Genomic DNA, 13790 nt, shown 5'->3' with positions numbered 1-13790 from the left:
TTAAGGAAGTTAACATCCACGTAGACGAGTTTTTGGGTAATAAAGAGGAACCAAATTCTGCTTGCTTTCTGGATGAGGCAACTTTTCTAATTTGGCAACGGGTTTGAGTATTTCCGATTCAGAAATACCGAAAACAGTTAGCACAGCTTGCTGTGGCATGGTGAGTAGATTTTTGGCGACTTGAAGCATTGAGATGCTGATATTATCAAAGTATTTATGGTACTTAATCGTTGCCTCAATTTGATGCATCAGTGCTAAACCAGCAAACTGAATAACACGCAATAAAAAATCATTACGGTACTCTAAAATATTGGGGAAGGCTTTGAGATAAGCTTGAGTTAGGGCAAGCATTGAAGGTTGAAGAATTTCTAAAGGTGTCACCGCAAATTGCAAAGATTCTTCTAACTCAATGGTAGGATCTACCACCAAGCTGTCTAGCCAAATTTTTAAATAGCTTGCCAGTAAAGTTCCTAAATCAAAGGCTGGATCTCCCCAAGAACATGCTTCCCAGTCAATCAGCCGCACGATCGCATTATCTAGATGTTCCCACCTGGAATGGATCAAAATGTTGTCTAATTTCAGGTCGTTATGAGTCAAGCAGCAAGGTTGCCAATCGCTTGCTAAGTCTCCAATTGCTGATTCTAAATTGTCGTGGCATTGATAGAGTGCATAAAATTTCAGCGCATCGGTGGGAACCATGCCAAAAATCTCAGGTGCAATTGACTCGATTCCTTGAGCTGGATTGTTGAAGTGATAGCGAAACTGTCCTTCGGGAGCAGTTGCCATAAAATCGCGATACTCACGACGATTGAATGTAGCACGATGCAGCGCTCCTAAGGTGTCGCCAATGGTGCTGGCGATCGCTTCGGGGAAAATATCGTTTTGTTGATAATAATTCCCTAGTTCCTGATACTCACTTAAGTAGTTGCGGATCAGGATCGAATTTTCTTCATCGAAATGCAGCACTGATGAGGCGATCGCCCCGATGTTACCAATCACTGGAAATTGCTCAAGCAATTGGTGAAACAGCCACTCATTGAAAAATTGCTCTTTTCCATCCGAAAAGTCAATGCTACGTTCCTGTTTAACCAGCAGTTTGCGATTATCTGCCAGAGTAACCAGTAAATTTAAGTTTTTCTTACTTTCAGGGAACTCAGAATCGTCAGATGCGCCATCTTCTGAGCTACACAGACCTGAGGAACGCAGATACTGGATAACGTTATGAGAAGACAGTGAAACTACCATGTATTATTTCCTAATTCTTAAAATTCAAGACCGTAAATCACTTAGATCCAGATTGGCTTAACTTTTATAGCTCGCGGTAGACAGCAATAACACTGGGAATATTAATCACGATGATTACAATCTACTAATATCCGATCTCAAAAAGAAAAACCTGCCAAAATGGCAATTCTGTCTTTACTATTCCTGGAAAAAAAATTGTAAATTATTGATACATAATAAGCATTTTTACTTGAATTCATATTTAGTTTTGTGGTTAAGTTGTTTGCTGTTGTTGACTTTCCGCCTTTCTACGGGTTCAAGAAAAATTGACGGTTTAATTTTTCACTTCGCAATAAAAGCAAGTGCGAAGTCAACCGTTTTTGAGATGATTTCGCAATATTATTAGTATCTTCAGAGAAAATGATTTTTTTAAGTCACATTTTTACCATCATCGCAAAATAACGGTTGAGCTACGGTTTTTAACTAATTCCCAAAAAAACAAACATTTGCTCATGAACTGAATCACAAGCAAAAAAAATTAAGTCATGGTAAATGTTGATTGATATTATGCTGCCATTTATATTCAATTACAATAAGATATATCCGCTACATAAATCAAGCGATCAGTTTAATTCTGTTACAGAGCCGATTGGGATGCTCCCATTTCCAATGGGTAATCTGGAAATACTTACGTATATAGCTACAAGCGCAGCAGTTGCACAACTGACTACCCACCACTTACAGGATACAGCTATTGCGAATGGTAGGTCTGACCCCTCATTTTATTCAAAAACCTCCTAGAGACGTTCGGTCCGGAACGTCTCTACGTGTATTCGATATTTAGCGATAGGCTGCTGTATTTAAATAATTATTCATCCTCTTCGGTAATATAAATGTACTAATAAAGGTATACTAACTAAAAAGAATCATGCAGGTGAAAAAAATAGCTTTGCATCTGCCTCTGCTACTTTATTCTTAATGCCATTAGTTGATTCACCATCACCGCCAACGTCAGCACACCGAAAAACAGCATCAATCCTGCCGGCATAAACTTGCGTGTTTTAGCCAGTCGCAATGCAAAGACAACTACTAAAATAGCAGTGACTAAAGCTGCTACAATCAGACCCCAGATTATACTTTGAAATTGGAGGTAAGCGGCAAAAAGTAGTAATACACCACTAATGCAGCCACTGAGGAGCGAAACATTGCTCCCAGAGGCAACGTAACCAATGATGCCACCAACTATCGCCAAAATGCCGTAGCCAATAGAAGCAATAATACCTAAATTCATTGTTAAAACCTATGTAGATTTTGATGGGTGCTGCAAACCTCGGCAGACAATTTAGCATAGCTCTTTAGCTACATCATCCTGTTAATTGATGGATAATTAAGCAATGTCCACGGCAAGTAATTCGTACCAGACAGAGGTTCAGTTCCTCCAGCGTCAAGCAGCGTCTCTATTAATCTACCAATTTGTCCTCCAAGGGGAAGTCAGTATAGCTTTTTTGGAATTATTGCAAACTATACGATATCCAGAGGCGGATGCACGCAGTTGTCTCCAAGCTTACGGCAACTACTTTAAGTGCTTGGCTGCGAGAAATCAAAATTGGGAGGACTATTTAATTACGCAAATTCTGAGGGATGAGAACCCATTTTCTCGGATTGCTCAACAGCGGGAATTTGAGAATTTGCCTCCAGCTTTAATTGCAGCGACTCAGCATGATTTACAAGCGTTGCAAAGTCTTTATGAATGTAGTAGCGCGTTTTTGAGCGAATGGGTACAAGCTGTGGCTCATCTAGCTGTTTCACCAGTAGTGTGGTATGACGAGCAACTAGCAGGGGTAGAAGAAACGAACGAATCGGTGCTAATAGCGAAACTGCACCACATGGAAGATTGGGCTGATGCAGTAGAAGATGTAGCTGCTTATTATCGGCAATTTGGTACGGGTTTATTTGCAGAATATACTGCTTTGCGCTATTGCGGCGGACAATTTATTGGCATTGCACATGCCGATCCGGTAAAGTTAAGTGAATTAGTGGGTTATGAGTCTCAGCGAGACGCTTTATTAAAAAATACAGAATTTTTGTTAGCAGGAGAGGTAGCGCTGCACGTATTACTTTATGGTAGTCGCGGTTCAGGGAAATCTTCTTTGGTAAAAGCTTTGTTGAATGAGTACAGCGATCGTCATCTGCGCTTGCTGGAAGTAGCAAAATCAGATTTGAAAGACTTACCACAAATTGTGGAACAGTTGCGCTCTGTGCCACAAAAATTTATTATTTTTGTCGATGACCTTTCATTTGAGGAAGATGATGATGCTTTTAAAGCGCTGAAAGTAGTATTAGAGGGGAATTTAACTGCGCGATCGCAAAACGTAGTTGTGTATGCTACTTCTAATCGTCGGCACTTAGTTCGCGAGTTTTTCGCCGATAGACCTGCTCCCAAGGATAATGATGAAATCCATGCTTGGGATACGATGCAGGAGAAGCTTTCGTTTAGCGATCGCTTTGGTCTAACTTTAACCTTCGAGCCTGCCGATCAGAAAACTTATTTAAACATTGTCCGACATTTAGCCACACAAGCTGCAATTAACATACTTTCAGAAGATTTAGAATATCAAGCTTTGCAATGGGCAACTCGTCACAACGGACGATCTGGAAGAACAGCACGACAGTTTGTTGATTTTTTGAAAGCAGATTTAGCACTTTCGGCTTCAAACAATCAAACATAAGTAGCGTACATAAACTGCGTACAGTAAGACGCATTAAAATTTATTCTTCCCCTTTCCCCTTCCCCAGAAATATATATAGATGAAAAATTGACTAAACTAAAAACAAGCAATATGCAATCCGCAATGGTAAGTAATCGATTTGTGCTTTTAGGTATAGTTGCCTTTAGTGTGAGTTTTGGTCTTAGTCTCGTCCCAACTTGGGATTTTAGTAAAGCCTTTCTCACAGGTGCAATTACTGTAATAAGTAGTTATGCAGCAGCATTATTTGTCGATAATATCCGCAGAAATCATGAAATGCTCGTTTTGGGTTCTCTCCACAAGCGAATAAAAGAGCTTGAGGGTTTAAAGTCTCGTCTCGTCAGAGAAATCAACCAAATTGAAGAGCATCGCGTTTTATTATATACAGAATCAAATCAGTTGCAAAATCAAGTATCAGAACGCCACAATCAAAGAGACAGTTTAAATCGAGAATTAAGCAGTTTTGTCGGGCAAAAGAAACAGTTAGAAGTAGAAATAAGCTTACTTCAAACAGAGCTTAATAAGCTGGATAAAAGTAAAGTCGAGCTAAATAATTCATTTTCGGCTCTCACAGCAGAAAAACGCCGTCTAGAATTAAATTGCAATTTATCGCGGGCAGAAATAACTAAACTGCAAACTCAAATTAGCGAACTCCAACAAGAAAAGCAAGATACTGAAAGCAATTTAACTTTGCTAGAAAGGCTCAAACCTCAACTAGAAGAAAGACTTTACGAATTGCGAGTTGAAATGCAAGAGTTAGAAAATCAGGTAACTCAGCACAAGGAATTAATTTTAAATAAAAAATCTGAACGAGAAAATACAGAAGCTAGCCTAAGTTTATTAAAAACCCAAATAACAGAACAAAAACTTGAATTAAATCATCTACAAGAGCAAATTTTATTATTGCAGCAAGAACGGGATTTGTTACAAAATCAAGTTTGGGAATTACTCCAACAAACAGAAACATACAATCAGCAACCGTTCACAGAAAACGAAAGAGAAGAAGATGTAAATTTATTTCCTTTTTCTGACTTAATAGATTTAGAAATAATAACTGAAGATACATCTGATTTACCCCAAGAATGGACTAAATTATTAGAACAGCTACCAGATTATGAAATACAAGTATTAAAAGTAATAGTAGAGCAAGAAAATCCCCAAGCTGCTATTAAACATATTGCTGAAAAAAATATTACTATGCCAAATCTGTTAATTGATTCTATAAATCAACGTGCTAATGATACAATTAACGAATTAATAATTGATCTAAATTTAGAAATTCCACAAATTTATCAAGACCATGTGAGAAATGTCAAAAAACTGATTGCAATATATGAATTAACGACTGGACAAGCTTCATCAAATTAAGTTATTCTTGCCATAGAATAATTTTATATTTGACGTTCATAGCGATTTGAAATTAGGTGCAATACATCAAAGAATTAAAAAACCACAGATGAACAGTTATTCTTGGCGTTTTTGCTACCAAATAATTTAATGGAAATACGTAGACTAAAATAGTCTTGATGAATTTTTGACAAAAGACATAGACGTGGAAAAGATGTAGAGACTTAGCAGTGCTACGTCTTCTAGGGGTTCTGGGTAAAGCATAGTTAATTTCCACATCGGTTGAGAAAAGTTGTTTTGGGTTGTGACAAGCGATCGCTTCACCACTTTTCATTCCGCAGTAAGGTTTAATAGTTAATTGTAGAAGTGTTGAGATTTATTAAGAACACATTATGAAATTTTCCCGACTGCTAGTTAGCTTTGTCTTAGCTATGGTTTTGTTTGTGTTTCCCTTGTCTGCACAAGCAGCAAGTTCTTCTAGTGTCACCGGTTCTATTGGTGATACAGAATTCAAGAACAGGGATTTTTCTGGTCAAAGTTTAGTAGGGGTTGAGTACACCAATGTCAATCTAGAAAAAGCAAATTTTAGTAACGCTGATTTACGCGGTGGCGTTTTTAATGGTTCAGTATTGAAAGAAGCGAATTTGCATGGTGTAGATTTTAGTGGAGGAATAGCTTATCTAGTAGACTTCAAAGGTGCTGATTTAACTGATGCGATTTTGACAGATGCAATGATGTTGCGTTCTAGTTTTAGTGATGTTGTCATCACCGGTGCTGACTTCACCAATGCTATTCTTGATAGTATTCAAGTGAAAAAACTCTGCGTTAAAGCAAGTGGTGTAAATTCTAAGACTGGTGTGGACACTCGTGAGTCTTTAGGATGTAGCTAGAATTTTGCTTCCCTCTCTTTGCAAGCGAAGAGGGGGAAATTTTTGTTAAACGTAAAGAATATACAGTTATTAAGTGTATACAACGTTGTTATAAATGCAATTTGCTTTTTTAATTATTATTATGAATTGTTCAACCAAGTATAAAATAAATATATATGAACCTAAAAAAAATAATTGTATCAGCTCTATTACTCACTTTCCTTTCTAGTTGTAAAGATTGTCAGGCTAAAAGAACTTCAAATCCCAATCACATAAAGCAGTTGCTAACAACTAAAAAATGTCCTAAGTGTGACTTAGGTGGTGCTGATTTAGCTGGAGCAGATTTAAGAGAAGCTGAACTGAGTAATGCTAAATTAGACGGAGCAAATCCAATACGGTTCGGTTAAGCTAAAAAAACAAAAATTTGTAGGTTGGGTTGAGGAACGAAACCCAACATTTCCAAGGCTTTGTTGGGTTTAACTTCGTTCAACCCAACCTACAATTTCCCTTAACCGAACCGTATTGGGAGCAAATCTACAAGGGGCTGATTTAACTAAAGCTGAACTAAGATGGCAAGATGATGTTGGCGACAAAGGGAAAATGGGTATATCAGAAATTGGTGATGATTACTGTAATGTTACCTATGAAGCTTCATTAAAAGGAGTTAATTTGAGGGGAGCCAAACTTATTCAAACTGACTTATCAGGTTTGGACTTAAACGAAGCCAATCTGAGTGATGCTGATTTGACTAATGCAAAACTAAACTGGGCAAAACTTAATAAAGTAAATTTAGAAAAAGCTAATTTAAATAGCGCTGACTTAGAGTCAGCAGAACTAGATTACGCTAATCTAAAAAAGGCAAATTTACAGGGTACGAATTTAAGTTTGAGTAGGTTGGGTGATGCAAATCTAAAAGAAGCTAACCTTACAAGTGCCAATTTAGATCACAGTTCACTTTTAGGAGCAAACTTGCAAAAAACACAGTTGATAAATGCTAATTTGGAAGGAGCTCTACTGAGCGGCGGTCATCTTGTTAATACTAATCTAAGTGGAGCTAACCTGAGCAGTGCTTCTCTAACAAATGTTAATTTACAGAAGGTTATCTACGATTCTCATACTATTTGGCGTGGAGCCTCTTATAGCGAGCTTACACAGTTCCCTAATGGATTTAATTCTCGTCAGAAGCAAATGGAATTTAAGAAGCTATTTATTTATAAGGAAAAGAATCAGGTTAAATAATAACGCTAGGAAATATATCAACAGTGTAGAGACGCGAAATTTACCATACCCTGTTTGCGGTTTTGGCTCAGGCGTTCCCGTTGTCCAACTTGGCTCATTATTGTTCCTGATTCTTGGGGTCAGATATTTTTTTGGCGTTGCTTAATGTCTGTGAGGATTTCATCCATCGTTAGCTGATCGAGCCATTGATGACGTTCTTGGGTGTAGTCTCCACTTCCCTTGTCAAATTGGCGAATAAACCGGATAGCATCAGGATATCCCAAAGCATCTACTAAGGCTTGAAATCCTTTTCTATATAATTCAATCGGGGTCATTTTCTTCTGCTTCTACGAGATTGGTGGTAACTTCTGCTAACCAGATCATTGGGTTAGCAACTATTATATTTAAGTTATTCTTATAGTTTAATGCTCTTGACAATAAACGGTTATCGGTTGTCAAGAAAATGTCGGCGTTCCCTTCAGCACAAGCGATATGAAGCGCATCAAAATTTTTAATATTTAAGTTTGTTAGTTCTATAGCTCGTCTAGAGATTTCTTCGGTGACTAAAATCTGATGTTGAGCGATCGCTAATGCTTCAAGCACCTGTTCTCTTCTGGTTACATCTGGGGTTTGTGCAATTTCCGATTCTAAGGCTGTGCTACTGACTAATTCCCATTCTCCATCTCGACAACGGCTGATAGTTTCTAAAATTGCTTCGGTTTCTAGACGAATTCGCGGCTGTGTTTGGTCGTCAAATGAACGATTTAAACAACAAACATCAAGATATATTTTATATTTTTTACCCATAATTAATATTTAATTATCTAAATCATATTTTAGGCGAGTTTTCCCTGTTAATAATTCTTGCATCATGCCCTGTTTAACGTTTTTATATTTATCGCGCCTTTGCTCTAAGTACAATATTGCATAAATTCATGACGAAAATTTATCACAAAAACTCTGCGTCACTCTGCGCTTCCCTCCGCGTTCCTTTGCGTTAAAAAACGCGCTCGTTCTTGTGCAAAGCTATACTAAGGCTGCGATTTCTGCGTCCATGTCGCTGAGGATTTGCGCGATCGCTTTTTGTTCTTCCATTGTTGGCAGAGAAATTTTAAAAGCATGAACATCATTTCTATTTAATGAAAGTCACGAAAATACGTAACTTATGTCCCACGAATTCGGAAAATTGGACATTAATTCTTTAAAACTGACAATAATTATTTAAATTATGTACATTCGCAAATTATATGTCGCGATTCGCAAATTAGTGTCGCAACTGCTTTAAAGCCTGGAAGCTATATTGTGTAAGTATCATAAGCTATTTACCCCAGAAAAGACCAATAAACTTAATTCGCATATTGTATGTCGCAAAGTCCAATTTCGCATATTATATGTCGTTTGTTAAGAATTAGGTCTTTCGCAAATTAGATGTCGGATTTTGTCATAATTAATGGTACATTAGTACGTTAATTATTCATGAGTGGGTTTCACTCTAATGGCAGACGAAGAATTTGAATTCACTGAAGAATTGACACAAGTTCCAGACGCTATTTTGCTTGACAAGAGTAATTTTGTGGTAGACCCATCGCAAATTATTCTAGAAACTTCGGATAGGCAAAAACTGACATTTAATCTTATCCAGTGGCTTGCGGAATCACCCAATCGCACTATTAAGTCTCAGAGAAAGCAGGCAATTGCAGATACCCTTGGTGTTTCTACTCGCCAGGTGGAACGTCTCCTCAAGCAATACGATGAAGATAGGTTAACAGAGACAGCAGGAATAGAACGAGCAGATAAGGGAAAATATCGAGTTAGCGAATATTGGCAAGATTTCATCAAAACAATTTACCAAAAGAGTCTTAAAGACAAACATCCAATATCTCCAGCGTCAGTAGTGCGGGAAGTGAAGCGACACGCGATTGTTGACCTTAAGCTCAAGCCAGGAGATTTTCCTCATCAAGCAACTGTCTATAGAATTTTAACTCCTTTAATCGAGCAACATAAACGGAAGACAAGAGTTAGAAATCCGGGTTCGGGATCTTGGATGACAGTGGTAACACGAGATGGACAGTTACTCAAGGCTGACTTTAGTAACCAAATTATCCAATGCGACCATACTAAGCTGGATATTCGCATAGTTGATATTCATGGCAGTTTATTGTCTGACTGTCCTTGGTTAACTACTATTGTGGATACTTATTCAAGCTGTGTTGTTGGTTTCCGCTTATGGATCAAACAACCAGGTTCTACAGAGGTGGCTCTAGCCTTAAGACATGCTATTTTGCCCAAAAATTATCCTGATGACTATAAGCTAAATAAAGTTTGGGAAATATCTGGTCCTCCTTTTCAATATTTTTTTACTGATGGTGGGAAAGATTTTCGCTCAAAACATCTAAAAGCCATTGGCAAGAAACTAGGATTTCAGTGCGAATTGCGCGATCGCCCACCCGAAGGTGGTATTGTAGAACGGATTTTCAAAACGATTAATACTCAAGTTCTCAAAGACCTACCTGGTTATACAGGGGCAAATGTTCAGGAACGCCCGGAAAATGCAGAGAAAGAAGCCTGTTTGACAATACAGGATCTAGACAGAATTTTAGCTAGTTTCTTTTGTGACATTTATAACCACGAGCCTTATCCTAAAGAGCCTCGCGATACGAGATTTGAACGCTGGTTCAAGGGAATGGGAGGAAAACTGCCTGAAGCTTTGGATGAGCGAGAATTAGATATCTGTTTGATGAAAGAAGCCCAACGAGTTATTCAAGCTCATGGATCTATACAGTTTGAGAACCTAATTTATCGAGGAGAATCACTCAAGGCATATAGAGGTGAATATGTGACGCTGAGATACGACCCCGATCATATCCTGACTTTATATGTCTACAGTTGCGAAACTGATGATAATGTAGAAAATTTCTTGGACTATGCTCATGCAGTAAACATGGACACCCATGACCTGAGTGTAGAAGAATTAAAAGCCCTCAATAAAGACCGCAGTAAAGCGCGTAAGGAGCATTTTAATTATGATGCCTTATTAGCATTGGGTAAACGCAAGGAACTTGTAGAAGAACGTAAAGAAGATAAGAAGGAAAAAAGACGGTCAGAGCAAAAGCGTCTCCGGGGAGCATCCAAGAAAAGCTCAAATGTTATTGAACTACGCAAAAGTAGAGCTTCAACCTCTTTAAAGAAAGATGACCATCAGGAAGTTTTACCTGAGAAAGTTTGCACAGAAGAAATCAAGATTGAGAAGATAGAACCGCAACCACAGGAAAATATTTCAGCACAAATTGATACTCAAGAAGAGCACAGACATAAGTTAGTTGTCTCTAACCGTCAAAAAAACTTGAAAAAGATTTGGTAAATTATGGCGCGATCGCAACTTGCAACCCAATCCTTTGTTGAAGTCTTAGCCCCACAGTTAGACCTTAAGGCTCAAATTGCTAAAACTATTGATATTGAGGAGCTTTTCCGGACTTGTTTTATCACAACTGATCGGGCTTCAGAATGCTTCAAATGGTTAGATGAACTGCGTATCATGAAACAATGTGGTCGTGTCATTGGTCCAAGAGATGTAGGTAAAAGCCGAGCCGCGCTTCACTATCGGGATGAGGATAAAAAACGAGTTTCCTATGTAAAAGCTTGGTCAGCATCGAGTTTTAAACGTCTGTTTTCACAAATCCTGAAGGATATTAACCATGCTGCACCAACAGGTAAACGACAGGATTTACGTCCAAGATTAGGGGGTAGCCTTGAACTATTTGGACTAGAACTGGTGATTATTGATAATGCTGAAAATCTCCAAAAAGAGGCACTTATAGACTTGAAGCAACTTTTTGAAGAGTGTCATGTTCCTATTGTCTTAGTTGGAGGTAAGGAGTTAGATGATATTTTACAAGGTTGTGACTTGTTGACTAATTTTCCAACATTGTATGAGTTTGAACGCTTGGAACAGGAGGATTTTAGAAAAACATTAAGTACAATTGAATTCGATATTCTATCTCTTCCAGAAGCGTCTAATTTAGGTGAGGGTAATATCTTTGAAATTTTAGCGGTTAGTACAAATGCGCGAATGGGAGTTTTAGTAAAAATACTAACTAAGGCAGTTTTACATTCTCTCAAAAATGGATTTAGTCGGGTTGATGAAAGCATTTTAGAAAAAATTGCTAGTCGTTATGGCAGAAAATACGTTCCCCTCGAAAGTAGAAATAGGAATGAATGAAGATGATGAAATTCTGCCAAAGTTAGGCTATGTCGAGCCATACGAAGGAGAGAGTATTAGTCATTATTTGGGGCGTTTGCGTCGCTTTAAGGCTAACAGCCTACCCTCAGGATACTCTTTAGGAAAAATTGCTGGTCTTGGTGCAGTTATTTCACGCTGGGAAAAGTTATACTTCAATCCGTTTCCTACTCAACAGGAGTTGGAGGCTTTGGCATCTGTGGTGGGAGTTAATGCGGATAGATTAAGTCAAATGCTACCGCCAAAAGGTGTGACGATGAAACCAAGACCTATTCGATTGTGTGGTGCTTGTTATCAGGAGTCACCCTTTCACCGCATCGAGTGGCAGTTTAAGGATGTGATGGTATGCGATCGCCATCAATTACGCTTACTCACAAAATGCACTAACTGCGAGACACCCTTCCCGATTCCAGGAGATTGGGTACTAGGGGAGTGTCCCCATTGTTTTTTACCATTTGCGACGATGGCGAAAAAACAGAAGAAGGGTTAATAAGCAGCGCGATGGGCAAAGCCCCGCCAAGGGCGATCGCACTGTCTCCTATCTCAATATTTAAGGCAAAATCTACGACACACGTAGATTTATTAATAGATAAAACAAAGGCGATCGCCCAGTCGCCATCCGTGACAGGTTAAGAGAATTGCACGGTTGTCAAGGGGGGTAGAGGAAAAGGTGATAAATCCAGCTTGGGGACAGGTTTTCGCAGTGCTTTGACCACGCCTAAATCCTGATTTTCTTTTGCGGTGAAGTACTTAACTGGGTCTGTAGCTTTACCTTGAGCGTAAGAAACGCTAAAATGGTACAAACCACGATATATCATTTCCAAAGAAATACGATCAAAAGGCAGAGATAATTCGTCGGCGATCGCATCTCCCAGATCCACTAAAACGGCATAAAAAAGCCAAGTTGCCCACACCTGTAACTTGATACCATTAATAGAGCCTGTCCACAAATAAGACAATCCCAACAAGCGTTTTACCGTATGAAAAGCCTCTTCAATTCTCCATCTTCGTCGATACAAATCAGCCACAACGTAGGGAGGTAAAACATTTGGATCAAGAACAGAGGTAATGTAAGAATAGGTGGCTTCGCCAACTCGAATTTGTACCCATCGTAAAGTAAGAATAGGAGCGCCACCTCGACCATTACCAAGTTGAATCAATTGGTCTTTAACAGAATGGTCGTAAGTAAATATCTTTAATACTTTAATAGACGCTTTAGCTTTTAATCGAGTAATAAAGTGAATATTTTGATTAATAAGTCGTTCAAAAAATAGGAAATGATAAAATCCTCTGTCCAACAGAATTAGTGTTTTAGCAGTTAGTAAATTGAGAAGTACTGCCTCAAAATTAGTATCGCTTGCCGATGGATTAGTATGAAACCAAATTTCGATGGGAAGTCGAGTCACCAAATCGATGACTGTACAAATCTTTCCTGCCAAATGCCCTGTTTTTAAGTCTTCTAGACTTTTGAGCTTACGGAATAAAGCTTCCAGTGTTGTCCCATCCGCCACCCAGATTTGTTCAAAATTTCTCCGTGCAAACTTAATACTATCTGGTAGTGAGCGTTGAGTACGTTGCTGCCAATTGTGTTGTAATTGAGGCAGTAAATCTTTAAAGACTCGCTCAAATAATTCTGCTGGGAAAACTAAAAACCTTTCGGCGAGTGATTGTTGAGCAATTTTAGTAGCACGACACCATAACAAATTTTCTCGTGCCAACAAACGATTTAATTCCTGTACGCTTGGTACTTGCCGCCATAGCAGTGTTAATACTGCCGCTACCATCAACGACAGATTAATTATACGGTCTCGTAATCCTAATTGTTTATAGTATTTTTTTTGAGCAGCGATCGCAGGAGTTAATAAAGCTTCTAACTGTTGGCTAATTACTTCGTTATTGATAGTAGGAGTATTATATCGCTTGACATGGTCGGGATTACGCTTTGTTTTTTTAGACATCGTGGTGAGCCAAACTTGTCATCACTTAGTTTGACATCTTTGTGCGACCCAACAATAACCGATTTATCCTGAAATCGTTCTATTCAAGATTAGCGATCGCCCTATCAAATTGGATTTTTTTTCACTATTGATAATGATAATTAAATTAAGAGGAGGAAGAGTTTAGCAAAGCTAGACTCTTCCTCCCACC

At 38.5% G+C, this 13790-nt stretch carries 15 protein-coding genes and 1 pseudogene; 9 read left to right on the top strand and 7 right to left on the bottom strand.

The annotated features are described in order from the left end of the window. Positions 1-9: 9 nt before the first annotated feature. Together TOL9009_RS0133145 and TOL9009_RS0133135 are read right to left on the bottom strand one after the other, a co-directional pair. On the bottom strand, positions 10-1245 hold the full coding sequence (locus TOL9009_RS0133145; RefSeq protein WP_029637655.1) for a phosphotransferase family protein: 1236 nt from the start codon (positions 1243-1245) through the stop codon (positions 10-12). A gap of 943 nt (positions 1246-2188) precedes the next feature. After that, a complete protein-coding gene (locus tag TOL9009_RS0133135) occupies positions 2189-2515 on the bottom strand; it encodes a TMEM14 family protein (RefSeq protein WP_029637653.1) in 327 nt (108 codons plus the stop codon). 103 nt (positions 2516-2618) lie between these two features. Between TOL9009_RS0133135 and TOL9009_RS0133130 the strand changes: the two genes are divergently transcribed. Both TOL9009_RS0133130 and TOL9009_RS0133125 read left to right on the top strand, forming a co-directional pair. Next, a complete protein-coding gene (locus TOL9009_RS0133130) occupies positions 2619-3953 on the top strand; it encodes an ATP-binding protein (protein WP_029637652.1) in 1335 nt (444 codons plus the stop codon). A 123-nt stretch (positions 3954-4076) separates the two neighbouring features. After that, entirely contained in the window at positions 4077-5339 is a 1263-nt protein-coding gene (locus TOL9009_RS0133125) for a tellurite resistance TerB C-terminal domain-containing protein (RefSeq protein ID WP_242055263.1), read from the top strand. A gap of 52 nt (positions 5340-5391) precedes the next feature. Here TOL9009_RS0133125 and TOL9009_RS46535 read toward each other — a convergent pair whose 3' ends face one another. Beyond that, a complete protein-coding gene (locus TOL9009_RS46535) occupies positions 5392-5652 on the bottom strand; it encodes a hypothetical protein (protein ID WP_144238445.1) in 261 nt (86 codons plus the stop codon). A 58-nt stretch (positions 5653-5710) separates the two neighbouring features. Here TOL9009_RS46535 and TOL9009_RS0133120 point away from each other — a divergent pair, with 58 nt between their 5' ends. The 3 genes from TOL9009_RS0133120 to TOL9009_RS42415 all read left to right on the top strand — a co-directional run bounded on the left by TOL9009_RS0133120 (position 5711) and on the right by TOL9009_RS42415 (position 7426). Beyond that, on the top strand, positions 5711-6208 hold the full coding sequence (locus tag TOL9009_RS0133120) for a pentapeptide repeat-containing protein (protein WP_029637650.1): 498 nt from the start codon (positions 5711-5713) through the stop codon (positions 6206-6208). A 260-nt stretch (positions 6209-6468) separates the two neighbouring features. Next, the gene (locus TOL9009_RS48610; RefSeq protein WP_221928676.1) at positions 6469-6594 is read left to right on the top strand and encodes a pentapeptide repeat-containing protein; all 126 of its coding nucleotides are present in this window, start codon (positions 6469-6471) and stop codon (positions 6592-6594) included. Positions 6595-6709: 115 nt separating this feature from the next. Then, positions 6710-7426, top strand: a complete 717-nt coding sequence (locus TOL9009_RS42415; RefSeq protein ID WP_051503187.1) for a pentapeptide repeat-containing protein — start codon at positions 6710-6712, stop codon at positions 7424-7426. Positions 7427-7545: 119 nt separating this feature from the next. Here the strand turns inward: TOL9009_RS42415 and TOL9009_RS0133100 are convergent, their stop codons facing one another. The 3 genes and pseudogenes from TOL9009_RS0133100 to TOL9009_RS50645 all read right to left on the bottom strand — a co-directional run. After that, on the bottom strand, positions 7546-7740 hold the full coding sequence (locus TOL9009_RS0133100) for a hypothetical protein (protein ID WP_029637648.1): 195 nt from the start codon (positions 7738-7740) through the stop codon (positions 7546-7548). Next, positions 7727-8212 carry a PIN domain-containing protein gene (locus TOL9009_RS0133095; protein ID WP_029637647.1) on the bottom strand — a complete coding sequence of 162 codons (486 nt, stop codon included), beginning with the start codon at positions 8210-8212 and terminating at the stop codon, positions 7727-7729. The genes TOL9009_RS0133100 and TOL9009_RS0133095 overlap by 14 nt, the downstream gene beginning before the upstream one ends. A 219-nt stretch (positions 8213-8431) precedes the next feature. Then, a pseudogene (locus TOL9009_RS50645) lies at positions 8432-8533 on the bottom strand (restriction endonuclease subunit S); the annotation flags it as partial. A 367-nt stretch (positions 8534-8900) separates the two neighbouring features. On the opposite strand from TOL9009_RS50645, the gene TOL9009_RS0133090 reads away from it, so the two are divergent. From TOL9009_RS0133090 to TOL9009_RS49860, 4 genes are read left to right on the top strand one after another with little or no spacing between them, the layout of a single operon-like run. Continuing rightward, the gene (locus TOL9009_RS0133090) at positions 8901-10766 is read left to right on the top strand and encodes a Mu transposase C-terminal domain-containing protein (RefSeq protein WP_029637646.1); all 1866 of its coding nucleotides are present in this window, start codon (positions 8901-8903) and stop codon (positions 10764-10766) included. A gap of 3 nt (positions 10767-10769) precedes the next feature. Then, the gene (locus TOL9009_RS0133085; protein WP_029637645.1) at positions 10770-11624 is read left to right on the top strand and encodes an AAA family ATPase; all 855 of its coding nucleotides are present in this window, start codon (positions 10770-10772) and stop codon (positions 11622-11624) included. Further along, complete coding sequence (locus tag TOL9009_RS0133080) at positions 11578-12132, top strand: TniQ family protein (protein WP_144238444.1); 555 nt, start codon at positions 11578-11580, stop codon at positions 12130-12132. Before TOL9009_RS0133085 ends, TOL9009_RS0133080 begins: the two co-directional genes overlap by 47 nt. A gap of 11 nt (positions 12133-12143) precedes the next feature. Then, complete coding sequence (locus tag TOL9009_RS49860; protein WP_260676004.1) at positions 12144-12275, top strand: hypothetical protein; 132 nt, start codon at positions 12144-12146, stop codon at positions 12273-12275. Here TOL9009_RS49860 and TOL9009_RS41355 read toward each other — a convergent pair. Beyond that, positions 12272-13600 (bottom strand): IS4 family transposase, encoded by a 1329-nt coding sequence (locus tag TOL9009_RS41355; protein ID WP_038298207.1) that lies wholly within the window; start codon positions 13598-13600, stop codon positions 12272-12274. The genes TOL9009_RS49860 and TOL9009_RS41355 overlap by 4 nt on opposite strands. Between the last annotated feature and the right edge of the window lie 190 nt (positions 13601-13790).

It is taken from the genome of [Scytonema hofmanni] UTEX 2349, assembly GCF_000582685.1.
GTDB lineage: Bacteria > Cyanobacteriota > Cyanobacteriia > Cyanobacteriales > Nostocaceae > Hassallia > Hassallia hofmanni.
The sequence above is the reverse complement of the archived record's forward strand: the minus strand, read 5'-3'. Positions and strand labels throughout refer to the sequence as shown.